Source organism: Longimicrobium sp. (assembly GCA_036377595.1).
In the GTDB taxonomy this organism is placed as follows: domain Bacteria; phylum Gemmatimonadota; class Gemmatimonadetes; order Longimicrobiales; family Longimicrobiaceae; genus Longimicrobium.
Genome location: DASUYB010000070.1, coordinates 1 through 23,223, shown reverse-complemented (window position 1 = coordinate 23,223; position 23,223 = coordinate 1). Strand labels below are relative to the sequence as shown.

Sequence of the window (23,223 nt, the reverse complement as noted above, 5' to 3'; positions counted from 1 at the left end):
TCACCCGCCGCGGGGACACGGCCGCCGCCCCTCCGCGGGGAGGATCGCTGCGGGGAGCGCGGGAAAGCGGCGGCGCAGGTCGGCGAACCAGGCGCAGTCGCGCTCCAGCGCCGTTCCCTCGCGCTCGCCGACCGCGGGCATCGTCTCCACCACCTCCCAGCGCGCGCCGCGGCGTCGCAGCAGCGCGCCTTCCTCCTCGAACCGCGAGCGGCCGTCGGGAGATTGCGGCGCCGCCACGAGCCACGCCCAGCCGCGCTGCACCCGCAGGTGCTGGACGACGAAGATCACCGGCGCCGCGTCGAAGCGCCGCCGGTGCGCGCGCATGGCGTCGAGGATCGCCTTCCGCTCGGCGCTGCCGCGCACCGGCGTGTGCGCCGAGTCCGCCTGCCACGCGCGCACCGTCGCCGCGTTCCCGCCGTTCGCGGCGGTGGCGGGGATCGTGAGGAGGGCGGATGCCACCAGGATGCGGATCATCATCACGTCAGGGGCGCAGGAGATTGGCGTATGTCGCGGGGACACGGCACTCGCCGGCGCGCGCGGGCTCGAAGCGCCACCGCGCCAGCGACTGCCGCAGGTGGGCCGCGTACTCCGGCGGCAGGGCCAGCGGGATCTCGATGCTGGCCGGATCGATCGTCCCGTCCTCGCTCACCACGAACTTCAGCGTATACGACTTCCCCCGCACCACGCGCGGCGCGTTCGGCGGGAGCCGGATCTCGGCCACTTCCGGCTCCTGGTCCACCGCCGCCGCGGGGTTCGCCCGGTGCGCGACCACCACCGAGTCGCACTCCGGCTGCGGCGCGTACGCGGGGATAGTGGTCCACGGCGGTGCGCACGCGACGGTGGTGACGGCGGCGGCAAGAAGACGCAGCGTTGCGGCCACGGTGCGCACGGGGGATGGAGATGGACGGATCATGGTGCGTCGAGCTCAGACGCTCACTTCGGTGTGCTCGCAGGGGAGGCGGTGGACGAACTCGCTGACCTCGCGGAAGTTGGCGACCCGGAGCGGCAGGAGCCATGCCGATTCACCGCTCCGGAAGCGGATCTCCGTGCGCCAGAGCATCGATCCCTGGGGGCGCGTCCGGACCTGGTAGACCACGCGCTCCAGCTCGCTCCAGGGCAGGAAGCGCCCGTCGCCGCGCTCCAGCCCCTGACCGGAGAAATACCGCACCGAGTTCCGCCGGCCCCGGCGCACCAGCCCCATCACCAGGACGAACATCGCGAGCAGCGCCAGGCCGAGCACGATGGGCATCGCCGCGAATCCCCGTGCCACGCCGCTGGCGATGCTGCCGAGGGCCAGCGGCACCATCATCACCCCCGCCAGCACCGCCGCCACGGGCTGCACCCTGCTCGTCGCCACGTCCAGCCGGTCCATCGTCTCCCTCCCCGGACGGAGGAGATCCCGCAGCTACGCCGGGTATTTGTCGCGCGGCAGCTCGTAGTGCGGGCCGTCGATGAACGCCTTCTTCCCCGCCGCCTTCCGACGGGCGATGTAGTCCTCGACCATCTCCTCGGGCGAATCGGTGGACTCGGTCAGCAGCACGTCCCACGCGCCGCCCCAGCGGATGGGGATCTCCAGCTCCTTCGCGGCCATCCGCACCGCGTCCGCGATCTTGTAAATCGGCTGGTCCTCCCACCTGAGCTGGCCGTTGATGAACGGCACCAGGTCCACCGCGTGGCCGGTCAGGTGCCGCGAGTCCAGCGTCTTGCTGACGCCGGCGGCGACGAACTTCTTCTGCTCGGCCATGGTGCGGATGCCGTCGTGCACGCCGAAGTCCTGCACGGTGAGCGCGATGGCGCGCTCCACCACGGCCACCAGGTCCGGATGCACGCCCTTCAGCTCGCTTCGCGAACGGGTCCCCAGCTTGAAGTTGCTCATGGTCTCTCGCGGGATGGTGGGATGGGAGGCTCACGCGGGGGCGGGTTCGTCGCGCCCCGCATGATGCGAATCTACCGCGAACGGCACGCGGCACAATGATGAAGTTGGCCGTGAATGCACATGTTTTCAGATCGCGACGATCGAACGGGTATCCGCGAGGTAGTGACATCCCAGCCACTTCCGCCGGCGGGTGCCGCGTGGGATCCGTACGAAAGCCGCGGATCGGGCTCCGGACCCGCCGCGCGGCGGACGAGCGAAGGGGCGCCGCGACCGCGGCGCCCCTCCGTCTATGATCGTCCGGTGATGGAACCTCAGCCGCCGTCGAAGCAGGGCCGGATGCGCGAGTCGCCGCAGGTGAAGGTGATGCAGTACTCGGGGAGCGTCATCGCGCCCTCGGCTCCCAGCACCGTTCCGCGGTTCTCCCGCTGCGGATCGATCGGTGCGAAGGTCTGTACGTTCAGCGTCTCGAGGTTCAGCGTCACCTTCTTCATCGTCGCCCTTCCGGTTGAAGTTTCCCCCTCCCATCTACCGCCCACTTGTACCCGTAACTCATTACAAGAATTATACCTACAGACACAAAACGAACGGAATGTAGCATGTTGCGCCGGGAATGAGACGAGGGGCGCCCCCCTCCCCCGCGGCGCCCCTCACGAATGTGCCTCCAGGATCACAGGCTACGCGACGGCCGGCGCGCGGGCCGCGCGCAGGGCGAAGTGCGTCCACGCCGCGGCCGCGAAGTCGACGACGGCGAACAGCAGCAGCATGGGCGAGACGAGGCCGGCGAGCACGAACACACCGAAGAACACGATCACGCTCATCCGCGCGGGAACGCTGAGGCGGGTGAACCCCTCCCACTCGTGGCGCGCCGCCTCCAGGTAGTAGAAGGCGAGGATGAACACGAGCATGCCGACCACACGGATCCACACCTCCTGCGTGGGCGGGAAGCCGAACGCGCCCAGCAGCAGGTTCGGCACGGCGACGAGGGTCAACCCCAGGAGGGCGAGGTAGATCCCGAACACGAACATGGTGCGTGCAGGCTTGCTCATGTGGTCCTCCGGCGGTGGGACGGGGTGGCGTGCGCCCGAATGGTGCGGCGGGATTCGGCGAGCAGGCAAGGTTCTCGATTCTGCCGAGGTGGACAAGCACGAAGGGAGGAGCGCTTCCGCTCCTCCCCCTTTTCGTGTTGCTCGACTTCGTGCTCACGCCGATGGCATCACCCGCCACTGACCAGGGTCAGCGTGAACTTGCGGACACCGAGCCGCATCATCCGGCCGTTGCAGGCGTCGGCCGGCGTGTTGGCGCAGATCCTCTGCCGCACCTGGGGGGTGGTGATGACGGGCGTGGAGAAGTCGCTCCTGCGGAGCACGATCGGCCACACTTCCGATCCGCCGGGCGCGTGCAGCCGGATGGTGACCGGCGCCTCGAGGGGGATGCTCTTGACCGTGAAGTTGGTGCGCTGGTTGGCGCGCTCCACTCCCTTCGCGCCGCGGGCGACCTCGGCGGTGGCCAGCAGCTGCGCCGGCTCCGACGCCACGCTCACGTTCCACACCTCCTCCCAGCGGAAGGGAAACACCGCCACGCACGCGCCGTTCTCCTCGTCGAGCCACGGCTCTCCCTGCGGCACGGCACGGAAGCCGGCGCGCAGCGGCTCCACCTTCACGCGGGCGACGGTGCCGGGCTCGGGGAGGCGCAGGGTCCAGCGCACGCCCTTCGGCTCGGCCACCCGCACCGCGCGGCTGCTTCCGATCACCGCCACGTCGAGCTGAGGCGCCTGCAGCGGCGCGCCCGAGATCTCCAGGTAGACCGTGCGGAACGGCGCGGTCTTGGGGCACTGCGCCGCGGCTCCGGCCGCCGCCAGCGGCAGCGCGGAGGCGGCGAGCAGCAATCGCTTGACCAGTGGCTTGCACATCCATCACTCCTTGGCCGGGAACTCCCTCTATCCGAGCACGCCCTTCAGCAGCGAGACGAGCACGCCACCCAGTCCCAGCGCCGCAAGGATGAACTTCTGCACCAGCTCCACGCGGGCGCCGTGCGTCTCCATCCACTCCGCGACGGCGCTCCAGCGGAACATCGCGGCCAGGCGATCCCGGTCGAAGGCGGCGAGCGAGACCAGCGCCGCCAGCCACGCCACCAGCCCCACCTGCAGCGCCGAAAGCCGCGGATCCGCGATCGTCTCCAGGCTCAGCTTCCGCCACGCCAGCAGGATTCCCAGTGGGACGTAGGGCTGCGCGGCAGCGGTCAGGAAGACCAGCCACACGTTCGTGTTCGCCAGCAGCGCCAGCGCGGAGCCGGCCAGAGCGGCCAGCGAGAAGGTGAGATACGCCGTATGCGGCCACCCCACCCCGTAGTTGAGCACCGCCGGCACCAGGTACAGCATCCACAGCGTCGCGAAGGCGATGCCCCGCCCCGCCGGAAGCTGCACCGCCCCCGCCGGCTGCAGCGCGAGGCTTCCGTCGGCCGAGACGGCCACGCGGGCCGGGATCGCCGCCGCCCCGGCGGCAGCCTCCGCGGCGGCGAGCCGCGCCCTCAGATCGTCGATCTCGGCGTGGGCGACCCGTAGCGTGGCGATCTCGCGGGTGCAGTGGCCGCAGACGAGGGCGTCGGCGGGAACGCTTTCGCGGCAGTATGGGCAGCGGTCGGAAGTGGGCATGGAGACCTCGGGGCGATGGAGCGGACCGGCATCAGGTTTGGAGGGCCACGCGGCCGGTCCTTTCCCGTCGACCGATCCCGCCCGGGCAAATGGCGGAAGACCCGCGGGTGGGACGGCGGGCACGGAGGTGACCCTCGTGCAAGGGGTGGTCCGGCCGGGGAGTCACGGGCGCGACGAGCAGTTCCGGCCTGTTCCCACCTTGCTTCAGCACCGATGATTGGCGGCGGATGCCGTCGCCTGGAGCGGCGGCCCGGATGGGATACTGGGACATCCCGGCCCCACATATCGCGGCGAAAAAGCCCCGACCGGTATCCCGGCCGGGGCATCATCTCCCCATCGCTGATCCTGCCGCGAGGCTCCTCGCCTGCAGGTACCGAAGTCACAACGGGGTAGGAACGTAGCTCGATTTCGTGAGGATCCCGTTGACGATGTACGGCCGGTAGAGCGGGTTGCTGGTGCTCAGTGGCAGAGGTGGCACACCAGCGAAACCCCTCGCGACGCCCATCACCCAATCTTCCACGATCTGCGCCTGCTGCTCGGCCGCGAACGACGACCAGGGGGGAAGCGCGGATGCGTTGTAGTCGTACGCACCCGGGCCGTGGAGCCCCTGCGCGACCAGCGAGTTCCCCACGTACTCCCACGACCCCGTGGCGTAATGCTCCCCCTGCCAGACGTGCGCAAGCTCGTGCATCACCGAATGGAAATGGAGGTCCCTTGCGAGCTCGGCGGGCGTTCCCGTGAAGCTGAGCCCTCGCGCGTAGCCGGCGGCGCCCATGAAGAGGGTGTACGACCTCCCGACCCGGAACGGCTCGCTGGCAAGAAACTCCAGCAGCAGGAGCGGGATCCCGGTCACCGCCCCGGACAGGGCGTGAATCGCCGCCCGCGCCACGCTCGCCGCGTCGTTCACGTTGGTGGGGATGGTGAACGCCCGGCCGTCGAGCCCGCTCCGGTCGCAGATCCACACGCGGTCGAGCGGGACCGAGTCTCCGAACACGAGCTGCGCCAGGTAGAACTCCGAAGGCGAAAGCGGGCGGACGTTGACCGCGCCGCTGCCGGCCGCGGCGACCAGGAAGGGGTCGGGGCGCCACCCAGACGCGGTGGCCGCGGCGTGCACCAGCTTCGAGCCAGCATTGGCGAACAGGTCCACCCGCGGCGCTCCGCCGGAGGTGGAGAGCACCGCGCTGGGAAAGGCGGCGCCGCCGCCGGCGTCCAGCGGCAGGGGCGCCGGACCGGGCATGAACGGGCCGTCGGCATCGGGAACGGACCAGAGGTCGAGCTGTCCGCGCCCATCGGACGCGACGACCAGCAGCAGGCTGCCGTCCAAGCTGGGAACGACGGACAGCGGCCCCGCCGGGTATCTCCCTCCCAGCGGGCGTGCCCTGTCCCAACTCCTCCCGTCCCAGCGCCAGCGGTACAACCGGGCGTCCTGCCCGATGCAGAACACCGTCAGCCGGTCGGGCGCCCGGCCGGTCGAGCCCGCGTTGTGCGACACGGCGACCGGGGAGATCGCCGGGATCCGGCCGCCGAGGTTCTCGGGGCCTTTCCAGGGAAACACGCCATCCCACCACCAGTGCTGCAGCGTGGCGTCGCTGCCGCCGGCGAAGACGTCCAGCCGGTTCGGCCCCCACGAGACCGCCGCCGGGCCCGCGCCCGCCGGCAGGCGGCCTCCCAGGGATTCGGGTCTCGACCAGGTGCCTCCCTCCTCCCACCACCAGTGCTGCAGCGTCGCATCAGCACCGATCGCGAAGACGTCGAGCCGGTTGGGCCCCCACGAAACCGCGCAGGGCGCCCCGGCGGGAAGGCGGCCGCCCAGTGACTCCGGTCCATGCCACGGCCAAGCGCCGTCCCACCACCAGTGCAGCAGCGTGCCGTCCGCGCCGATCGCGAACACGTCCAGGCTGTCGCGCCTGCGCGACACCGCCGAGGGCGTCGACCCGGCCGGCATGACCGCCCGGCCGCCATCGAACTGGAAGAACTGCCATGCGGACCCGTCCCACCACCACTGCTGGAGCGCGCCGTTGGGCCCGGCGCCGAACACGTCCAGCCGGCCGTCGCCCCACGAAACCGGCGACGAGCCCCATCCCAGCGGACTTCCGATGACCTCGAGCGGCATACCCGGCCTCCTTGTGGTTTGGGAGATCGAAACCGGCCGCGAAAATCATCCCGGCTCCGCCCGCATGCACCGGCAGGCGCCGGGATCCGCTCCACCAGACGGCAAACAGGTCAATCTTGCACAACACATGTTCACAAACAACAGAATTTTCTCCGTCGGCGAAATCCGCCCTCCCCCGTTCATCGCGTACGACACGGGGGAACGACGACGGGGCGCCTCTGCGAGGCGCCCCGTCCGGATTCTGCCGCTTTATCTCCGCGCCGCCGATCTACACCAGCGGCATCGGCTTCGGCTCCTCGCCGGAGTAGTCGTAGAAGCCCTTCCCCGTCTTCCGGCCGAAGTAGCCGAGCGAGACCATGCGCTTGAGCAGCGGCGGCGAATCTCCTGCTGTGTCATTGTGTCGTTGTGAGAGCCTTATTGAGGGAATTAGGCACTCGCGTGACGCGGAATGTAGCAGCATCAGCACGGCTACTCCCATTGAGGCGCAAAAGCCCTCCAGGAATATCGAGTACGTTGACAATCTGGATGAGAAATTGCGGTCTTCCTCTGGGTATTTCGATGACATCCATGCCCGTGAGTCGCGAGTGCATCTCGATAGCTGCACCATCATGCTGGAAGATGACGAAATCGCGGAGAGCATCGCGCGAGACTCCCGAGAAGTAAACGTCAAATGGAGTGCCATAAAGTGGCCGTCGCTGCCGCGCACCTACCGTCTGCACTCTGGACTCTTCAGCAATCTTAACAGCGCGCTGTGCATTCTGGGTTGCATTCGTGGCCGTATCCATCAAACGTTGGAATTGAGACTGTACATTTGATTGAAAAACTGTATTGGCTCGCACGAGTCGCGCAGACGTAGTGTCTGCCCGCGTAACAGCCGAACTCACCTCCGAGCGCACATCGGAACGCAAGTCAGCTGCCTGTTGGGTCAGTTGGCTGTAATAATCCCGTAGTTGGCTGCGCGCCACCTCGGCCTCGCGACCGTTGTTCTCCAGTTGCGCGGTTTGCACAGCCAAAATCCGCTGCAGGGAGTCAGCAAGGCGATTCAACGTATCGGCTCGCAATCTGGTTTCCTGCGTAGCTTTCGTGAAATCCACAATGCTTTGATCATACCTTTCCTTCACTCCCTTGTAACTATCGTACCCAAGCCAGACGGCGATTCCCAGGAGCGGCGCGAACATCAGCGCCATGTAACGCAAGGCTTTTTTGGCCAAACGGAATGCGATGAGGTCTTCGGCGTCTGGCGAAAGAGGTACCGGGGTTGTGTCAGCCATTTTTCACCTGCAGTAGGAGGCCCAGTAAGAATAGCTGATTCGGAGCCAGCCGAGTTTTCCTCCCTGCGGAAAGTGAACGGAACGAGGTAATCAGACAACCAGCAATCTTGCGACTGGCCAGCGACCTGGGAGAGCATCGGAAGGCTGGTCGGCCTATGCGGAAGGTTCCTGTACTATACCTTAAAGTGGAGTCATCTCAGGAGCAATTAATTCTTTCTTGAGCCTTTATCCGGCACGCAGTAAGCTTGAGATCGGACGCAAAAAGGGGCGCCGCATCGCGCAGCGCCCCTCGTCGTCATCCCAACCGTCGTGGCCGACGTCACACCAGCGGCATCGGCTTCGGCTCCTCGCCGGAGTAGTCGTAGAAGCCCTTCCCCGTCTTCCGGCCGAAGTAGCCCAGGCTGACCATGCGCTTGAGCAGCGGCGGCGACGCGTAGCGCTTCTCCTTGTACTCGTTGAACATGATGTCGCCGATCTTGTCGAGCGTGTCGAGGCCCACGAAGTCGCTGAGCGTGAACGGGCCCATCGGGTAGCCGGTGCCCAGGCGCATCCCCTTGTCGATGTCCTCGATCGTCGCCACGCCCTCGGAGAGCGCGCGGATGGCGTCCATCATGTACGGCACCAGCAGCAGGTTCACCACGAAGCCCGAGTTGTCCTTGCAGACGATGGGCTCCTTCCCCAGCGACCTGGCGAAGTCGAACGCTGTCTGGAACACCTGCGGGTCGGTGGCGATGGTCTTGACCACCTCCACCAGCTTCATCACCGGCACGGGGTTGAAGAAGTGCAGCCCCACCATGCGCTCCGGCCGCTTCGTGGCCGCCGCCATGTCGGCGATGGTCAGCGACGAGGTGTTCGAGGCGAAGATGGTGTGCGCGGGGCAGAGCCCGTCGAGCGTGCGCCAGATCTCGTTCTTGAGGTCCAGGTTCTCGACGATGGCCTCGATGACGATGTCGCAGTCCTTCAGGTCCTCGAGGTTCGAGGTCCCGCGGAGGCGGCCGAGCAGCGCGTCGCGGTCCTCGGCGGCCAGCTTCCCCTTCTCCACCTGCTTGCCCAGCTGCCGCCCGATCCCGCCGATCCCCTTCTGCACCAGGTCGTCGCTGACCTCGCGGACGATGGTGTCGTAGCCGGCGGCGGCCGCCACCTGCGCGATCCCGCTCCCCATCAGCCCGCACCCCAGCACGCCCACGCGCTTGATCTCCGCCATCTCTATCTCCTGAAAGGTTCGTAGTTCAGAGGTTTCGCTCCACCAGTTTTCGCCACTCACCGAAAACGACTCCGACGGCCCGGCCCCCTCTCTCCCCTGCACGCCCGCCGCATCGCGCCGGCGCTTGGCCCGTTCTCTTTCATCGGGGCACCCAGCGTCAGCATCTGCGCGACGCTCCAACGGGCGTGTGGCGTCGGTTATAGATCCTTCGGCCTGCCGCCATCCGTGGGTGACGCAACGACGGTCGGGCCGGCCTCAGGATGACGTCGGCGCAGGGTTGTACGCCGTGTTTGCCAAGCGCCGTTTTACGCACCAGAGCGGACCACCGAGCCCCACCAGCCTCGCGCAGTTTGCGAGGCTTCCCGTAGTTGTAGCCGCGGCTTCAGCCGCCCGTCGGACGATCGCCGGGCATCCTCACTCCCCCTGCGCGCGGCGGAGGCGGTAGCAGGTCGCGGACTGGTCGACGCGGCACATCACCAGGCTGTCGCCCGTCACCTTCAGCGTGTACTCGACCGGCGTCGCGGCCAGCGTGCGGATGCGCAGCCGCCGCTTGTCGGGGAAGTCGTAGCGCGCCATCGACGCCGACGCCGCGCTGTCGCCCGCCTCCTCGATCAGCATCTGCCCGTCGCGGTAGAACACCATCCGCCCCGTGTCGCTGCGCCACTCGCCGCGCAGCGCCTGCCGCGGGTCGCGGGCGCAAGCGGCCAGCAGCACGATCGCCGCGGCGAGGGCGGCGGGGCGCGTCACAGCCCGAAGCGCTTCTGCCATTCCTGCTTCTTCGGCGGAAGCTTCAGCTCGCCGTGCTCCAGCCGGTCCAGGAAGGCCTCGAGCTTGTTCTTCGTCTTCTCCACCATCAGCCGGTACGCCCCGCGCGAGCCCAGGATCCCCGCGGCCGCCACGCCGATGCCGGCCAGCGCCAGCAGGTGCGGCGCGGTGCTGGCCAGCACCACCGCGGCCACCGTCCCCCCGCCGCCCAGCCCGCCCAGCCACCCGCCCAGCGTGGTGCCGGTGCGGATGCCGGTGAGGTCCACCTGCAGCGTCACGACGGATGAATCCTCATCGGCCAGCGCCACGCCCACGTCCACCTTCTCCAGCTCCAGCGGGGCCACGCGGCTTCCCACCTTTCCCAGCGTGCGGCCGAGCGCGGCGCCGATCCCCTGCGCGCGCACGTAGCGCGTGCGGTCGGACAGGCGGCGCTCGACCACCATGAACTCGGCTTCGAGGAGATACGCCTCCAGGAAGATGCCGAGGTCCACCGCGGGGCGGCGGATGGTGCGCGCGGCGCGGACGATCCCCGGGCCCATCACCCCCGCCACCAGCCCGTGCTCCTCGGGCGGGCGGCCGCGCACCTCGGCGATGGCGCGCCGCACCAGGTGCTGCTCGATCCCCAGCTCCTGCCCGATGCGCACGACCTCGGCGTCGGACAGGCCGTCGGTCATCTCCGACTCGCGCGCGGTCTGCAGCTCCACCGCGCGCTTGATCACCGCCTCCAGCTCGCTGGAGGACAGCTTGCGGGCGGGGAGATTCGATCCGCCGGGGACGGGAGGCTGGTCGCTCATGGCCGGGTGACGATGCGCGCGCCGCCGCGCGCCCAACGGGGACGGCGGCGGCGCGGGCGCATCACGAATTCTGCGCGGGGAAGGCCTCGACCACCACCGCGATCCCCTGGCCGCCGCCGATGCAGGCGGTGCCCAGGCCGAAGCGCTTCCCCTGGCGCCGCAGCTCGTGCAGCAGGTGCACGGTGATGCGCGCGCCGCTGGCGCCCAGCGGGTGGCTCACGGCGATGGCGCCGCCGGACACGTTGGTGCGCTCGCGGTCCAGCCCCAGCTCCTTCTCCACCGCGCAGTACTGGCTCCCGAACGCCTCGTTCACCTCGACGAGATCCATCGCGTCCAGCTCCATCCCCGCCTTCTTCAGCGCCAGGCGGCTGGCGGGGACGGGGCCGATCCCCATGTGCTTGGGCTCCACCCCGGCGATCCCCCAGGAGACCAGGCGGCCGATGGGCGAAAGGCCGTTGCGCCGCGCGTACTCGCCGTTCGCGATCACCACCGCGGCCGCGCCGTCGCCGATCCCCGACGCGTTGCCGGCGGTGACGGTGCCGCCCTCCTTGAAGTACGGCTTGAGCTTCCCCAGCGCCTCGGGCGTGGTGTCGGGGCGCATGTGCTCGTCGGCCATGAACTGCGTCTCGCCCTTGCGCGTCTTGATGGTGACGGGCGTGAGCTCCTCGGTGAAGTGCCCCGCGTCCCACGCCGCCTTCGCGCGCTGCTGCGAGAGGATGGCGAAGGCGTCGACGTCCTCGCGCCGGATGCCGTGCTTGTCGGCCAGGTTCTCGGCCGTCATCGCCATGCTGCACCCGGCGAAGGGGTCGGTGAGCGCCTCCCAGAGCAGGTCCTGGTAGAAGGGGCCGGCGGGGCCCAGCCGCTGCTCGCCCCAGCGCGCGCCGCGGACCACGTGCGGCGCCTGCGACATGCTCTCGCTGCCGCCGCACAGCGCCACCTCGCACTCGCCCAGCATGATCTCCATCGCCCCGCTGACGATGGCCTGGAAGCCGCTGCCGCACAGGCGGTTGAGCGTCATGGCGGGGGTGTCGATCGGCAGCCCCGCGCGCAGCCCCACGTGGCGGGCGAGGTAGATGGCGTCGGCGCTGGTCTGCAGCGCGTTGCCCATCACCACGTGCCCCACCTCGGCCTCGGGGATGCCGGCGGCGCACAGCGCGCCCTTCGCGGCGAACACGCCCAGGTCGGTGGCCGAGAAGTCCTTCAGCGCGCCGCCGAAGGTGCCCATCCCCGTGCGCTTGGCGGAGAGGAAGACGACGTCTGTATCCTTGCCCTGCGTAGCCATTTGCAGTGAGTCGGGTTCAGCGTTGATCGGGCCGGAAACGAAGGCGCGACAATATCGTCGGGCCCTTCCGGCGTCGCAAGCGAGTGGACAGGGGACAGGGATCGGAGATGGGGATGGGGATGGGGATGGGGGCGATCGGTCTCTTCCGCGCCTGCGGGGGCTACGGGACGCGTTCAGATCACGAAGACCAGTACGGTCCCGCCCCTCCAGCCAGTCCCGCTCGTGGCAGGCATGTCCCGATGGGGCCGGTGCGCCCCACTGCCGCCGCCATCGCAAATCGCCCGCATGTCTGCAGATCTCCCTGTGTGAACACGACTTTCCTGCGTGTGGCGCCGTCGGTTCCGGCGTGGTCCGTACGTTGCCATTGGAACGGGGAGCCGCACATGGCGGCGCGCGCTCGGGCGGGCTCCTCCCTCCCGTTCGTCCGCCGACTTGGTTATCTTTCCAAGTCACGGTCGCAGCGCCACTTCGCGGACTCTTCCACCCCGCGGCGCAGCCGGACCGCGACGACCGTTCACACGGATTCTGGCGGGGCCGCCGGGCGGCCGCCGCCGGTTTCTTCATCTCCCAGGCAGTGCCGTTGTCCTGATGTCGTCCAATCTTCCCGACCCCCAGCAACCCCGGCAGGATCCCCCGGCCGCGAAGGACCCCACCGCCGCCACCGGCGAGCAGCCCCGCCGCCGCCTGGAGCTGAACGTCACGCCGCTGATGGCGCGCTGGCTGGCCGCCATCGCGCTGCTCGGCGTGCTGGCGTACGGCGCGTGGCGCGTCTACCTGGGCTTCCGCAAGCCCGACCTGCCCACCGTCACCTACTCCGCGCTGCTGACGTCGATCGACGCCGGTCGCGTGGAGTCGATCGTCGTGCGCCCCGGCGCCGACGTGCGGGGGACGTGGAAGCGCGCGCCCGGCGTGAAGGTCACCGAGCCGGAGTTCACCGTCGCCTATCCGGTGGAGACGGTGGACGCGCTGGCGCAGCGGGCGCAGGCGCACGGAGTGGCCATCACCCTGGCGCCCGCGCCCGACGGCTCGCGCGTGCAGAAGCTGATCGGGCTGGCGCTGGAGGTGCTGGTGCTCGTCGGCGTGTTCTTCTTCCTCTTCCGCCAGATGCGCGGCGGGCAGACGGGCGAGCTGGGCGGCAGCGGCAAGAGCGACGTCACCTTCGACGACGTGGCCGGCACGCAGGGCGCCGCCGAGGACCTGCGCGAGATGGTGGACTTCCTCCGCCGCCCCGAGGCGTTCCGCGCGCTCGGCGCCCGCATCCCCAAGGGCGCGCTGCTGGTGGGCCCGCCGGGGACGGGAAAGACGCTGCTGGCGCGCGCCGTGGCCGGCGAGGCGGGGGTGCCCTTCTTCTCCATCTCGGGCTCGGAGGTGACCGGGTTCCTGGTGGGGATGGGCGCGCACCGCATCAAGACGCTGTTCAAGAAGGCGCGCAAGAAGGGCGGCGTGATCTTCATCGACGAGATCGACGCGCTGGGCGGCAAGCGCGGCCGCAACCGCAGCCACAACGAGGACGACCGCACGCTCAACCAGCTGCTGGTGGAGATGGACGGCTTCGACCCACTCGCGGGCGTGGTGGTGATCGCCGCGACGAACCGGCCCGACGACCTGGACGAGGCGCTCAAGCGCCCGGGCCGCTTCGACCGCACCATCTCCGTCAGCCCGCCGACCTCGTCGGGGCGCGAGGAGATCCTGCGCCTCCACGCCACCCGCCGCGGCGTGCCGCTGGCCGACGACGTGGACCTGGCGCGGATCGCCCGGCTGACGCCGGGGTCCAGCGGCGCCGAGCTGGCCAACCTGCTGAACGAGGCCGCCATCGCCGCCGCACGCGAGGGCGAGACGGTGGTGCGCTGGACGCACGTGGAGCAGGCGCGCGACCGCATGCTGCTGGGGAAGGAGCGCACGGGCTTCCGCGCGCTCGACCGCGAGCGCTGCACGGTGGCCTACCACGAGGCCGGGCACGCGCTGGCCGGCGTGGTCTGCGTTCCCGAGGACGGGCTGCACAAGGTGACCATCCAGGCGCGCGGGCAGGCGCTGGGGGTGGCGTTCTTCTCGCCCGAAGACGACCGCTTCCTGTACCGCCGCAACTACCTGGAGGGGATGATCATGAAGGGCCTCGCCGGCCGCGCCGCCGAGGAGCTGGTGTTCGGCGCGCACGCGGTGACCAGCGGCGCGCAGAGCGACCTGCAGCAGGTGAACGGCGTGGCCCGCAAGATGGTGTACCAGCTGGGGATGGGCCCGCAGACGGGGCTGCTGATCCACGAGGGCGAGCCGGGCTCGCTGAGCGGCGAGGCGCACGCCGAGATGGACCGCGAGGTCCGCGCGCTCCTCGACCGGCTGTACCGGCAGACGGTGGAGCTGCTCTCCGCCAACCGCGAGGCGCTGGCCGCGCTCGCCGTGGCGCTGCTGGAGCGCGAGACCATCGACGGCGCCGAGGCGGTGGAGATCATGGAGGAGGCGGGCCTCACCCGCCCCGCCGCGCTCCTCCCCGCCGGTGTGGGCGCGGAGCCGGTCGCCGCCTGACGCGAGGCGCGAACATCGAGACACGAAGGCCCGGATGGCGATCGCCGTCCGGGCCTTCTATCGTTCCATCTCCCCTTTCGAGGTACCGATGAGCCAGAATCCCGTCCCGACGCTCTACAGCTACGTCGTGAAGGTAGACAAAGGCTTCGCCCCGAATCCGTTCGCCGGCTACTGCACGCTCGCGGCGTGCACGCCCAACCATCAGGGAATCAGGGCGGAAGCGGGCGACTGGATCATGGGCAACAGCGACAAGGCGCACGGCCAGCGGCTCGTCTACGCGATGCGCGTGCGGGAAGTGCTCGACTTCGACGACTACTTTCGCGATCCACGGTTCAAGGCGAAGAAGCCGAAGCCGGGTGGAGATTGGCGGAACCGCTGTGGCGACAACATCTACTTCATCGGAGAGAGCGGGGGGTACGAGCAGGCGTTCGCGCACTTCCACGCAGAGCCATGGCGCCTGGAGGCCGACACGCGGCATCCCCGAGTGTTCATCTCCGATCACTTCTACTACTTCGGGGAAAACGCGCCCGACGTTCCAGCGGAATTCGGCAGTCTGATCCGCGACAGGCAGGGCTGCCGGAAAAAGCATGATCCCGACGTCGTGCGCGACTTCATCACCTGGCTGGAGCGGACGTATCGCCCCGGAATGCTCGGCATGCCGCGCGACCGCGAAGTCGATGACACCCGGTGCGAGACCCAACCTGGTCCTCCACCCGACCTGACGGGCTGCTCCCCTGGAACCTGTTGAAAGCGGCGGCTGGCGCGATGAGTACCGTCGCGAACCGGTTGTGTGCATCGGCGCGAAATTGCATCTTCGTGGCCCGATCCCCAAACCTCACCCTTACTCCGACCTCGCGATGAAAAAGCTCTCCCTCGACCTTGCCGACCTCCGGATCGAATCGTTCCAGACCGCCCCGGCGGAGCGTACCGCGGGCACCGTGCGCGGCCACATTCCCGTCTGGTCAGAAGGCGCGTACGACAGCAACTGCTGCGAGGACACGCAGGCGGATACTTGCGCCGACAGCTGTGGCTGCACGGTCGGGTATAGCTGCCCGTATTCGTGCATCTGCCCCAGCCATCACGCGACGGCCTGCGGCCTGGCCGGCACCTGCGGGTGCCTCCCGTGGACGGAAGCATACCAGGAATCGTGCTTCTGCTGGAACTGAGCGCCCGCAGGCGTCAGCAGCGCACACGAAGGCCCGGATGGCAGCCGCCGTCCGGGCCTTTTTCCTTGCTGCGGACGCGCGCATGCGTCAGCTTGCGGCGACGTCATCTTCCCGCGGCCGTTTCGCGAGGTATGCGACTGGAAGTCGCGGCTACAACCACACACAGTCCGCCTCCGCGGACTTCATCCGACATGAGATCTCTCACCCTCCTCGCCACGACCGCGCTGACGCTCGCCGCGTGCGTGCCCGTGGCCGTGGCGCCGGGGCCGGCGGGCGTGCGCATGGCCGCGCTCGTCTCGGCCGACACCGTGGCGGACCGGCTGTTCTTCGGGCGGAGCATCCCGGGCGGAGGGATGGTGTCGGACGACGAGTGGGCCGCGTTCCTGCGCGACGTGGTGACGCCGCGCTTCCCCGACGGGCTGTCGGTGTGGCACGCGGACGGGCAGTGGCTGGAGGCGTCCGGCACGCTGGAGCGCGAGCCGACGGTGGTGGTCGAGGTCGTCCACCCCGCGTCGGAGCAGGTGGACGCGGCGCTGCAGCAGATCGCCGACGAGTACAAGCGCCGCTTCCGCCAGGAGGCCGTGCTCCGCGTCACCACGCCCGTGCGGATGCGCTTCTACGACGAGTGATCGGGTTCAGGTGGGAAGCGGCGCGGAGTCCCGCAGGCGGCGGCGCGCGGCTTCGACGTGATGATGCGCGTGATAGACGGTGAAGAACACCATCTCCCGCGCGGTCAGCCACCCCAGGATCGGATGCGGAAGCCGGATCCGCTCCAGTTCCGCCTCGCTCCACCGGCCGAGCCCGGCGCGGAGCTTCCGGTTGGCCTCGGCCCAGTGCGCCAGGATGCGCGCACGGTAGGGCTCCACCGCGTCGGCCGCCACCTCCTCGCGCGGAGGAACGAACTCGCCCGACGCGCGGCCGCCCGCGGCCAGCAGTGCCCGGTACCGGTCGCGGAGCTCGTCGTACTCGCGTGACGGCGCCCGCGCCCGGCCGAAGCGCACCCGCAGCAGCATCCGCGGAATGGAGAACGCGCGTCCCACCGCGAAAACGGCGCGGTTGAGGTGCCGCAGGTGCTCCGCCGGACTCCACGCCTCACCGGGGCGGCTGATGAAATCCGCGGCGGGGAGGGAGCCGAAGAACGCGCACACCTCGCGTTCGGCCGCCTCCAGGGCCGACAGGAGCTCGGGCCGCGACCATGCCACCATCGACGTGCCTCCCCGTGGGTCGTGCATCTCAACGGCCATTGGGCCGCAGATCACAGTGTACCTTGCGCCGTGGCCGGGCGAAACCGTTCCGGTCCCCGGCTCTCGCCCCCCCCAATGCTCTCCAGCCATGCGACGCATCGCCCTCCTCCCCGCCCTGCTCCTGTGCGCCTGCTCGGTCGCGGTGCAGACTTCGAGAGACGCCGAGCAGATGCGCTTCATCACCCCGCCGGAGGGGTGGCCGTACCCGTTCTCGCCGGCGGTGCGGGTGGGCAACCTGGTCTTCCTCTCCGGCCAGCTCGGCACGCGGACGGTGGACGGCCGGCCGGTGCTTATTCCCGGCGGCGTGGAGGCGGAGACGCGGCAGGCGCTGGAGAACATCCGCGCCATCGCCGAGCAGAGCGGCTCGTCGATGGACCGCATCGCCAAGTGCACGGTGATGATGGCCGACATGGCCGAGTGGCCGCGGATGAACGCCGTCTACGCCGCCTTCTTCCCCGGCCCCAAGCCGGCCCGCAGCGCGTTCGGCACCACCGGCCTGGCGCTCGGCGCGCGCGTGGAGATCGAGTGCGTCGCCGTGGCGCGGTGAGCCGGGGCGAATCCGTCCCGCTTGTCCATCCAGGTACGCAGGCGTAGACTCGCGCGAAGGGAATCGCCTCTACCCGCCGCGGCCTCTTCGGCGCCGGCCGATGGTATCGCGCTGCCGCGATGCGTGCCGCATCACCTTCATCGGAGGTGAACGATCATGCGCACCCCTCCCCTCCTCGTCGCCCTGGCCGTTCCCGCGATCCTGACCGCGTCGCCGCCGGCCGCCGCGCAGAACAGCATCCCCGCCGAGCTGGCGACCGCGCTGGTGGCGATGCCTACGGGGAGCACGCCGGAGCAGATCGTGGTCGGGCGCATCCCGAACGGCTTCCCCGCAGGCGTGGCGCCAGCCGGCGGGCGCGTGCTGGGCGGGATCGCGCGCGACACCTCGTCTGCGGTGGCGGCGTTCGCGGTGCCGCAGGCGCCCGCCGAGGCCACGGCCGCGCTCCGCCAGGCGCTGGCGGAGGGGGGATGGAGCTCGCCGGGCGACCCGCGTCCGCAGCGGGGATTCATCGACCCCAACCCGATGCGCAACATGGGCTTCCTGTGCCGCGGCGCGGAGATGCTCAGCACCGCCGCCGCGCCCGCGCCGGGCGGCGGCGCGTACGTGCGCCTGGACTACTCGCGCGCGCGCCGGATGAGCCCGTGCGCGATGATGCGGGCCGCACGCCCCGGCGGGATGGCGCCGTGGGACTCGGTGCCCATCCCCGCCCTCACCGCGCCGGAGGGGGCGACGGCGCTGGCCACGGGATCGGGCGTGCTCCCCGCCTCGTTCGGCCGGAGCGGCGCCTCGGCCTCGACGCGGCTGCGGACCGACCAATCCGCGGCCGCCCTAGTGCAGCACTACGCGGCGCAGCTGCGGGCCGCCGGGTGGACGCCGGCGCCCGCGGCGGCGTCGCCGACGGTGGTGGCGCAGGCATTCCGGATGCGCGGCGAGGACGGGAAGGAGTGGTTCGGCGTGCTCACCGCCACGGCCTTCCCCGACTCGCCGGTGCGCGACCTGTCGTTCCAGGTGAACCCGCTGCCGCCAACGGACCCATCGTTCTGACGCGCGGTTGCGATGCACGCACCCGCGCCCGTACCTTCGCGGGCACGCCGGCCCGGACCGCACGCGCGGCTCCGGGCCGGCGTTGATTCTTCATCCACGCAGATGCGTTTTCCGCGAAGACGACCGTGAGCGGACGACCCTGGATCTTGGCGGAGACGAGCTGGAAGGCGGTGCGCGACACGGAGTTCGCCGCCGCGATCCTGCCGTGGGGCGCCACCGAGGCGCACAATTACCATCTCCCCTACGCCACCGACGTCATCGAGGCGTCCGCGGTGGCGGCCGAGGCGGCGCGGCGGGCGTGGGAGGCGGGGACGAAGGCGGTCGTGCTCCCGACGATCCCCTTCGGCGTGCAGACGGGGCAGCTCGACATCCCGCTCTGCATCAACCTGAACCCCTCCACGCAGGCCGCCGTCCTGGGCGACGTGGCGCGGACGCTGGCGGGGAACGGCATCCGCCGGCTGCTGGTGCTGAACAGCCACGGCGGCAACGACTTCCGCGCGATGATCCGCGAGCTGCAGCCGCGGGTGGACGTCTTCCTCTGCACCATCAACTGGTGGAGCTGCCTGGCCGCGCGCCCGTTCTTCGACGCGCCCGGCGACCACGCGGGCGAGCTGGAGACGAGCGTGATGCTGCACCTGGCGCCCGACCTCGTCCTTCCGCTGGACCAGGCGGGCGACGGCGCGGAGAGGAAGGCGCGCGTGGCCGGGCTGCGCGAGGGGTGGGCGTGGGCGCCGCGCCCGTGGACGAAGATCAGCGCCGACACCGGCGTCGGCGACCCGCGCGCGGCCACCGCGGAGAAGGGCGAGGCATTCTTCCGCGCGGTCACAGAGCGCATCGCCGGGTTCCTCGTCGAGCTCTGCGCCATCGATCCCGCGGACGTGTACGGCTGAACGGAATCAGGTCGACTGTGCTTCAGAACATCATCTTCATCACCATAATCTACAAAGATTTAGATAAATTTATCTCGACCGATTCTCGGGCCGTGTTGATTCGCGAATCCTCCGCCGCGCCGCGATGGGGGAGCCGCAAACGTTCGTCGCCGTCAATCTTACCAAACGCGTTGGTGATGCTTAATATGTAGACACTGCCTCTCGCGTGCCGCGCCCGCGGCCGCACCCCCTCGCCCCCCTCTGCTGGATCGACCGATGAACTACAAGAACATCCCCGCCTACGAAGCCGACTTCCGCGCCAAGGGCGTGGACAGCGACGGGAAGAAGTTCACGCTGGCGCCGGCCAAGGTCGTCATCCCCGGCACCTCCGAGACGCTCGACGTGGTGACCTGCAAGCCGGCCAACGGCGACGAGAGCTTCTTCTACAAGGACGCGCCGGCGAAGGAGCGCATCGTGGTGCACTTCACCGCCGGCTACCTGAAGGGCGACATCGCGGCGCTGACCCGGAAGGACAACCACGTCTCCGTCCCCTTCGTGATCGCGCGCGACGGGACCATCTACCAGCTCTTCTCGTCGAAGTACTGGTCGTACCACCTGGGCAAGGGCGCGCAGGGCGGCAACAGCGAGATGAGCAAGAGCTCCATCGGCATCGAGCTGTCGAACGTGGCCTACCTGACGGCCAAGGGCGAGAATCTTGTGGACCCGTACGGCGCGCCGTACTGCACGCCCGCCGACAAGGACGCGTACACGCAGCTGGCCAAGCCGTACCGCAAATACACGCGCTTCGCCACCTATCCCGAGGCGCAGTACCAGAGCCTGATCAAGCTGCTGCGCTACCTGGGCGCCACCTACAAGATCCCGCTGGCCTTCCTCCCCGAGGAGAAGCGCTACGACGTCTATGCGGATGTGGCGAAGTTCAGGGGGATCACCACGCACGTGAACTATCAGCCCGAGAGCTACGGGAAGTGGGACATCGGCCCCGCGTTCGACTGGGCGAAGGTGATCGCGGGCGTGGCCACGGTGCCTGTCGCCGGCGTCGCCGCGCCGGCGGGCACGGGCGGGTGAGCGCCCGGCGGCTTGCCGCCGCGACAGGCGCCGCCTAGCTTCGGCGGCGAGTACGGCCCGGACCGCACCCGCGCGGTCCGGGCCTGCGTACGCCCGCGAGCACCCGCGCCGTGATCCTCTACGACCTCGTCCGCCCGTTCCTCTTCACCCTCCCGGCGGAGACGGCGCACCACCTGGGGAGCGGCCTCCTCGACCTCTCCCTCGCTCCCCCGCCCTTCCGCGCGCTCGTCCGCTCGGCAATCGCCGTCGACGATCCGGCGCTCGCCATCGAGCGCTTCGGCATCCGCTTCCCCAATCCCGTCGGGCTCGCCGCCGGGTTCGACAAGACGGGCGAGCTGTTCAACGCGCTGGGCGCGCTCGGCTTCGGGTTCGTGGAGATCGGCACCGTCACCGCGCACGCGCAGCCGGGGAATCCCCATCCCCGCCTCTTTCGCCTTCCCGAAGACCGCGCGCTGCTGAACCGGATGGGCTTCAACAACCCCGGCGCCGAGGCGGTCGCGCGGCGGCTGGCGCGCGCGCGGATCGAGCCCGTGCTCGGCATCAACCTGGGCAAGAGCAAGATCACGCCGCTGGACGAGGCCGCGGGCGACTACCTGCGCTCGCTGGAGCTGCTGGAGCCGTTCGCCCGATATCTCGTCGTCAACGTCAGCTCGCCGAACACGCCGGGGCTGCGGCAGCTGCAGGACGCCGCGCCGCTGCGCGATCTCCTGCGCGCGCTCCGCGTCCGCGCGGGCGAGCTGGCGGCCGCGCGCGGGGCTGCGGCGCGGCCGATCCTGCTCAAAATCGCCCCCGACCTGACCGATCCGCAGATCGAGGAGGCGGTGGGGATCGCGCGCGAGGAGGGGATGGCGGGGATCATCGCCACCAACACCACGGTGTCGCGCGAGGGGCTGCGGACGCCGCGGGCGCGCGTGGAGGCGCTGGGCGCGGGGGGGATCAGCGGCGGGCCGCTCACGCTCCGCGCGCGCGAGGTCGTCTCCCTCGTCTGGAGATCCACGGACGGGGCGATGCCGATCATCGGCGTGGGCGGGATCTTCACCGCGGACGACGCGTGGGAGATGGTGCGCGCCGGGGCGTCGCTGGTGCAGCTCTACACCGGCTTCATCTACCGCGGCCCCTTGGTGGCGCGGGAGATCTGCCTGGGGCTGCGCGACCGGCTGCGGCGCGCGGGGATGCGGACGCTGGACGAGGCGGTCGGGAGCGCGCACCGATGAAGGCGCGCACCGCGAGGTTCCTGCGCGCATGGGTCACCGGCGCGCGCGGCATCCGCGAGGTGGAGACGACGGTGCGCGTCCGCGGCGAGGCGCGCGAGGCCACGCTGTATCTCCCGCCAGGACGGCGTGATCCCGCGCCGGGATGGGTGGTGCTGCACGGCCTCACCGTCCCCGGCCGCCGCCACCTGGCGATGATGCGCTTCGTGCGCTCGCTGGCCGCTTCGGGCGCGGTCGTGCTCGTCCCCGACGTCCCCCCGTGGCGCGAGCTGCGGCTGGACGTGGAGGCCGCGCGCGAGACGGTGGAGGCCGGCGTGCTCGACTTGGAGGGCCGGCACGGCGTGCAGCCCGGCGGCGTGGGGGCCGTCGGCTTCTCCTTCGGCGCCACGCAGGTGCTGATGGCGTCGGGAGATCCGGCCATGCGCGGCCACCTGAACGCCGTCGTGGGCTTCGGGGGATACTGCGACCTGGGGCGGATGCTGCGGTGCCTGTTCACCGGCGAGCACGAGTGGCAGGGCGAGCGCTACACGGTCGACCCCGACCCGTACGGGCGCTGGATCGTGGTCGGCAACTACCTGACGCTGCTGGACGAGTACCGCGGGATGGAGCGCGTCGCGCAGGCCGCACTTGAGCTGGCGATCGAGGCCGGCCGCCGCGGCGAGTGGGCGTGGGGCCCGCACTACGACGCGATGAAGGACGAGCTGTCGCGCGACTTCTCGGCCGACGAGCGGCGCGTGTGGGCGGCGATCGCGCCGAAGACGGACGTGTCGGTGGACCTCGACGCCGCGCGGGAGATCGCGGCGCGCTTCACCGCCGCGGCGCTGGAGCACGATCCGGGGCTGGACCCGCGGCCGCACCTCCCGCACCTGCACGCGCGCATCGTGCTGAGCCACGGCAGGCAGGACCGGCTGATCCCCTTTAGCGAGACGCTGCGGCTGATGTCGATGCTCCCGCCGCAGGTCGAGGCGTCGGCGACGATCACCGGGCTGTTCGCGCACTCCTCGGGCGCCTGGCTGCACCCCATCCACTGGCTGCGCGAGACGAACACCTTCGTCCGCCTGCTCGACCGCGCGCTCTACGCGATCTGACGCGCGGCCTCGGCCGATCTTTTTTTCTCACGCAGAGTTAGCAGAGTCAGCAGTGAACAGCTGCTGTTGGCTGCTAACCCTGCTGACTCTGCGTGAGACCTTTCCGTTGCGGTCTTTCGCCCGCTCCTCACTTCCCGCCGAACATCCCTCCGAGGCCGCCGGGCAGGTCGCCAAGGTCGGGCATCCCGCCGCCACCGGCGCCGCCGCCCTGCACGAGCTTGGCAAGGTTGCCGCCGACCGGCGCGGGAAGGCGCGAGTCCAGGAACTCCACCGCCGTGCGCGCCGCCTCCCGCGCCTTGTCGGCGGGGATGCCGGTGCGCTGCGCGATCTGGCCCACCAGCTCGTCCATCATCGCCATGGGGATCTCCTCGTTGAGGGTGGGTGTGTCGAAGGATTGTCCCATCGCCGCAAGGAGCGCACCCCACGCCCAACGAAAAGATTTCTCACGCGGAGGCGCGGAGACGCGGAGGAGCCAGCCAAGCCCCTCCGCGTC

At 70.1% G+C, this 23,223-nt stretch carries 26 protein-coding genes; 10 read left to right on the top strand and 16 right to left on the bottom strand.

The window, feature by feature from the left end; genetic code table 11:
• The 14 genes from VF092_10135 to VF092_10070 form a co-directional block, all read right to left on the bottom strand.
• On the bottom strand, positions 1–474 hold the full coding sequence (locus VF092_10135) for a hypothetical protein (GenBank protein ID HEX6747636.1): 474 nt from the start codon (positions 472–474) through the stop codon (positions 1–3).
• 7 nt (positions 475–481) lie between these two features.
• Entirely contained in the window at positions 482–913 is a 432-nt protein-coding gene (locus VF092_10130; GenBank protein ID HEX6747635.1) for a hypothetical protein, read from the bottom strand.
• A 12-nt stretch (positions 914–925) separates the two neighbouring features.
• The gene (locus VF092_10125; protein HEX6747634.1) at positions 926–1,372 is read right to left on the bottom strand and encodes a hypothetical protein; all 447 of its coding nucleotides are present in this window, start codon (positions 1,370–1,372) and stop codon (positions 926–928) included.
• Between the two features lie 33 nt (positions 1,373–1,405).
• A complete protein-coding gene (locus VF092_10120) occupies positions 1,406–1,876 on the bottom strand; it encodes a M15 family metallopeptidase (GenBank protein ID HEX6747633.1) in 471 nt (156 codons plus the stop codon).
• 311 nt (positions 1,877–2,187) lie between these two features.
• Positions 2,188–2,367, bottom strand: coding sequence for a hypothetical protein (locus tag VF092_10115; protein HEX6747632.1), 180 nt, complete (start codon positions 2,365–2,367; stop codon positions 2,188–2,190).
• Positions 2,368–2,550: 183 nt separating this feature from the next.
• Entirely contained in the window at positions 2,551–2,922 is a 372-nt protein-coding gene (locus VF092_10110) for a hypothetical protein (GenBank protein ID HEX6747631.1), read from the bottom strand.
• Between the two features lie 167 nt (positions 2,923–3,089).
• Positions 3,090–3,785, bottom strand: a complete 696-nt coding sequence (locus tag VF092_10105; GenBank protein HEX6747630.1) for a hypothetical protein — start codon at positions 3,783–3,785, stop codon at positions 3,090–3,092.
• Between the two features lie 27 nt (positions 3,786–3,812).
• Positions 3,813–4,526 (bottom strand): zinc ribbon domain-containing protein, encoded by a 714-nt coding sequence (locus VF092_10100; GenBank protein HEX6747629.1) that lies wholly within the window; start codon positions 4,524–4,526, stop codon positions 3,813–3,815.
• A gap of 379 nt (positions 4,527–4,905) precedes the next feature.
• On the bottom strand, positions 4,906–6,639 hold the full coding sequence (locus VF092_10095; GenBank protein HEX6747628.1) for a hypothetical protein: 1,734 nt from the start codon (positions 6,637–6,639) through the stop codon (positions 4,906–4,908).
• Positions 6,640–7,031: 392 nt separating this feature from the next.
• Positions 7,032–7,910, bottom strand: a complete 879-nt coding sequence (locus VF092_10090; protein HEX6747627.1) for a hypothetical protein — start codon at positions 7,908–7,910, stop codon at positions 7,032–7,034.
• 319 nt (positions 7,911–8,229) lie between these two features.
• Complete coding sequence (locus VF092_10085) at positions 8,230–9,114, bottom strand: 3-hydroxyacyl-CoA dehydrogenase family protein (protein ID HEX6747626.1); 885 nt, start codon at positions 9,112–9,114, stop codon at positions 8,230–8,232.
• 414 nt (positions 9,115–9,528) lie between these two features.
• Entirely contained in the window at positions 9,529–9,882 is a 354-nt protein-coding gene (locus tag VF092_10080) for a hypothetical protein (protein HEX6747625.1), read from the bottom strand.
• A complete protein-coding gene (locus tag VF092_10075; GenBank protein ID HEX6747624.1) occupies positions 9,858–10,673 on the bottom strand; it encodes a hypothetical protein in 816 nt (271 codons plus the stop codon). Before VF092_10075 ends, VF092_10080 begins: the two co-directional genes overlap by 25 nt.
• Before the next feature lie 61 nt (positions 10,674–10,734).
• Positions 10,735–11,955 carry an acetyl-CoA C-acetyltransferase gene (locus VF092_10070; protein ID HEX6747623.1) on the bottom strand — a complete coding sequence of 407 codons (1,221 nt, stop codon included), beginning with the start codon at positions 11,953–11,955 and terminating at the stop codon, positions 10,735–10,737.
• A gap of 588 nt (positions 11,956–12,543) precedes the next feature.
• Here VF092_10070 and VF092_10065 point away from each other — a divergent pair.
• The 4 genes from VF092_10065 to VF092_10050 all read left to right on the top strand — a co-directional run bounded on the left by VF092_10065 (position 12,544) and on the right by VF092_10050 (position 16,270).
• Positions 12,544–14,475 (top strand): AAA family ATPase, encoded by a 1,932-nt coding sequence (locus tag VF092_10065; GenBank protein HEX6747622.1) that lies wholly within the window; start codon positions 12,544–12,546, stop codon positions 14,473–14,475.
• A gap of 34 nt (positions 14,476–14,509) precedes the next feature.
• Positions 14,510–15,223 carry a hypothetical protein gene (locus VF092_10060; protein HEX6747621.1) on the top strand — a complete coding sequence of 238 codons (714 nt, stop codon included), beginning with the start codon at positions 14,510–14,512 and terminating at the stop codon, positions 15,221–15,223.
• Positions 15,224–15,332: 109 nt separating this feature from the next.
• A complete protein-coding gene (locus VF092_10055; GenBank protein HEX6747620.1) occupies positions 15,333–15,641 on the top strand; it encodes a hypothetical protein in 309 nt (102 codons plus the stop codon).
• 191 nt (positions 15,642–15,832) lie between these two features.
• The gene (locus VF092_10050; GenBank protein HEX6747619.1) at positions 15,833–16,270 is read left to right on the top strand and encodes a DUF3574 domain-containing protein; all 438 of its coding nucleotides are present in this window, start codon (positions 15,833–15,835) and stop codon (positions 16,268–16,270) included.
• A 6-nt stretch (positions 16,271–16,276) separates the two neighbouring features.
• Here the strand turns inward: VF092_10050 and VF092_10045 are convergent, their stop codons facing one another.
• The gene (locus tag VF092_10045) at positions 16,277–16,846 is read right to left on the bottom strand and encodes a DinB family protein (GenBank protein HEX6747618.1); all 570 of its coding nucleotides are present in this window, start codon (positions 16,844–16,846) and stop codon (positions 16,277–16,279) included.
• A 127-nt stretch (positions 16,847–16,973) separates the two neighbouring features.
• Here VF092_10045 and VF092_10040 point away from each other — a divergent pair, with 127 nt between their 5' ends.
• From VF092_10040 to VF092_10015, 6 genes are all read left to right on the top strand, one after another.
• Positions 16,974–17,432 carry a RidA family protein gene (locus VF092_10040; protein ID HEX6747617.1) on the top strand — a complete coding sequence of 153 codons (459 nt, stop codon included), beginning with the start codon at positions 16,974–16,976 and terminating at the stop codon, positions 17,430–17,432.
• Between the two features lie 156 nt (positions 17,433–17,588).
• On the top strand, positions 17,589–18,476 hold the full coding sequence (locus VF092_10035; protein ID HEX6747616.1) for a hypothetical protein: 888 nt from the start codon (positions 17,589–17,591) through the stop codon (positions 18,474–18,476).
• A gap of 125 nt (positions 18,477–18,601) precedes the next feature.
• A complete protein-coding gene (locus VF092_10030) occupies positions 18,602–19,366 on the top strand; it encodes a creatininase family protein (GenBank protein ID HEX6747615.1) in 765 nt (254 codons plus the stop codon).
• Positions 19,367–19,621: 255 nt separating this feature from the next.
• A complete protein-coding gene (locus VF092_10025) occupies positions 19,622–20,431 on the top strand; it encodes an N-acetylmuramoyl-L-alanine amidase (protein HEX6747614.1) in 810 nt (269 codons plus the stop codon).
• Between the two features lie 110 nt (positions 20,432–20,541).
• Positions 20,542–21,645: a quinone-dependent dihydroorotate dehydrogenase gene (locus VF092_10020; GenBank protein HEX6747613.1), complete on the top strand. Its 1,104-nt coding sequence runs from the start codon at positions 20,542–20,544 to the stop codon at positions 21,643–21,645.
• Positions 21,642–22,730 (top strand): hypothetical protein, encoded by a 1,089-nt coding sequence (locus VF092_10015; protein ID HEX6747612.1) that lies wholly within the window; start codon positions 21,642–21,644, stop codon positions 22,728–22,730. The genes VF092_10020 and VF092_10015 overlap by 4 nt, the downstream gene beginning before the upstream one ends.
• A gap of 127 nt (positions 22,731–22,857) precedes the next feature.
• Here the strand turns inward: VF092_10015 and VF092_10010 are convergent, their stop codons facing one another.
• Entirely contained in the window at positions 22,858–23,088 is a 231-nt protein-coding gene (locus VF092_10010) for a hypothetical protein (protein HEX6747611.1), read from the bottom strand.
• Positions 23,089–23,223: the final 135 nt, after the last annotated feature.

Bases quoted from the DNA above. Each gene is read 5' to 3' on its own strand.
- VF092_10135 (HEX6747636.1), bottom strand. From the start codon at position 474: ATGATCCGCATCCTGGTGGCATCCGCCCTCCTCACGATCCCCGCCACC.
- VF092_10130 (HEX6747635.1), bottom strand. From the start codon at position 913: ATGATCCGTCCATCTCCATCCCCCGTGCGCACCGTGGCCGCAACGCTG.
- VF092_10125 (HEX6747634.1), bottom strand. From the start codon at position 1,372: ATGGACCGGCTGGACGTGGCGACGAGCAGGGTGCAGCCCGTGGCGGCG.
- VF092_10120 (HEX6747633.1), bottom strand. From the start codon at position 1,876: ATGAGCAACTTCAAGCTGGGGACCCGTTCGCGAAGCGAGCTGAAGGGC.
- VF092_10115 (HEX6747632.1), bottom strand. From the start codon at position 2,367: ATGAAGAAGGTGACGCTGAACCTCGAGACGCTGAACGTACAGACCTTC.
- VF092_10110 (HEX6747631.1), bottom strand. From the start codon at position 2,922: ATGAGCAAGCCTGCACGCACCATGTTCGTGTTCGGGATCTACCTCGCC.
- VF092_10105 (HEX6747630.1), bottom strand. From the start codon at position 3,785: ATGTGCAAGCCACTGGTCAAGCGATTGCTGCTCGCCGCCTCCGCGCTG.
- VF092_10100 (HEX6747629.1), bottom strand. From the start codon at position 4,526: ATGCCCACTTCCGACCGCTGCCCATACTGCCGCGAAAGCGTTCCCGCC.
- VF092_10095 (HEX6747628.1), bottom strand. From the start codon at position 6,639: ATGCCGCTCGAGGTCATCGGAAGTCCGCTGGGATGGGGCTCGTCGCCG.
- VF092_10090 (HEX6747627.1), bottom strand. From the start codon at position 7,910: ATGGCTGACACAACCCCGGTACCTCTTTCGCCAGACGCCGAAGACCTC.
- VF092_10085 (HEX6747626.1), bottom strand. From the start codon at position 9,114: ATGGCGGAGATCAAGCGCGTGGGCGTGCTGGGGTGCGGGCTGATGGGG.
- VF092_10080 (HEX6747625.1), bottom strand. From the start codon at position 9,882: ATGGCAGAAGCGCTTCGGGCTGTGACGCGCCCCGCCGCCCTCGCCGCG.
- VF092_10075 (HEX6747624.1), bottom strand. From the start codon at position 10,673: ATGAGCGACCAGCCTCCCGTCCCCGGCGGATCGAATCTCCCCGCCCGC.
- VF092_10070 (HEX6747623.1), bottom strand. From the start codon at position 11,955: ATGGCTACGCAGGGCAAGGATACAGACGTCGTCTTCCTCTCCGCCAAG.
- VF092_10065 (HEX6747622.1), top strand. From the start codon at position 12,544: ATGTCGTCCAATCTTCCCGACCCCCAGCAACCCCGGCAGGATCCCCCG.
- VF092_10060 (HEX6747621.1), top strand. From the start codon at position 14,510: ATGGCGATCGCCGTCCGGGCCTTCTATCGTTCCATCTCCCCTTTCGAG.
- VF092_10055 (HEX6747620.1), top strand. From the start codon at position 15,333: ATGAAAAAGCTCTCCCTCGACCTTGCCGACCTCCGGATCGAATCGTTC.
- VF092_10050 (HEX6747619.1), top strand. From the start codon at position 15,833: ATGAGATCTCTCACCCTCCTCGCCACGACCGCGCTGACGCTCGCCGCG.
- VF092_10045 (HEX6747618.1), bottom strand. From the start codon at position 16,846: ATGGTGGCATGGTCGCGGCCCGAGCTCCTGTCGGCCCTGGAGGCGGCC.
- VF092_10040 (HEX6747617.1), top strand. From the start codon at position 16,974: ATGCGACGCATCGCCCTCCTCCCCGCCCTGCTCCTGTGCGCCTGCTCG.
- VF092_10035 (HEX6747616.1), top strand. From the start codon at position 17,589: ATGCGCACCCCTCCCCTCCTCGTCGCCCTGGCCGTTCCCGCGATCCTG.
- VF092_10025 (HEX6747614.1), top strand. From the start codon at position 19,622: ATGAACTACAAGAACATCCCCGCCTACGAAGCCGACTTCCGCGCCAAG.
- VF092_10015 (HEX6747612.1), top strand. From the start codon at position 21,642: ATGAAGGCGCGCACCGCGAGGTTCCTGCGCGCATGGGTCACCGGCGCG.
- VF092_10010 (HEX6747611.1), bottom strand. From the start codon at position 23,088: ATGGCGATGATGGACGAGCTGGTGGGCCAGATCGCGCAGCGCACCGGC.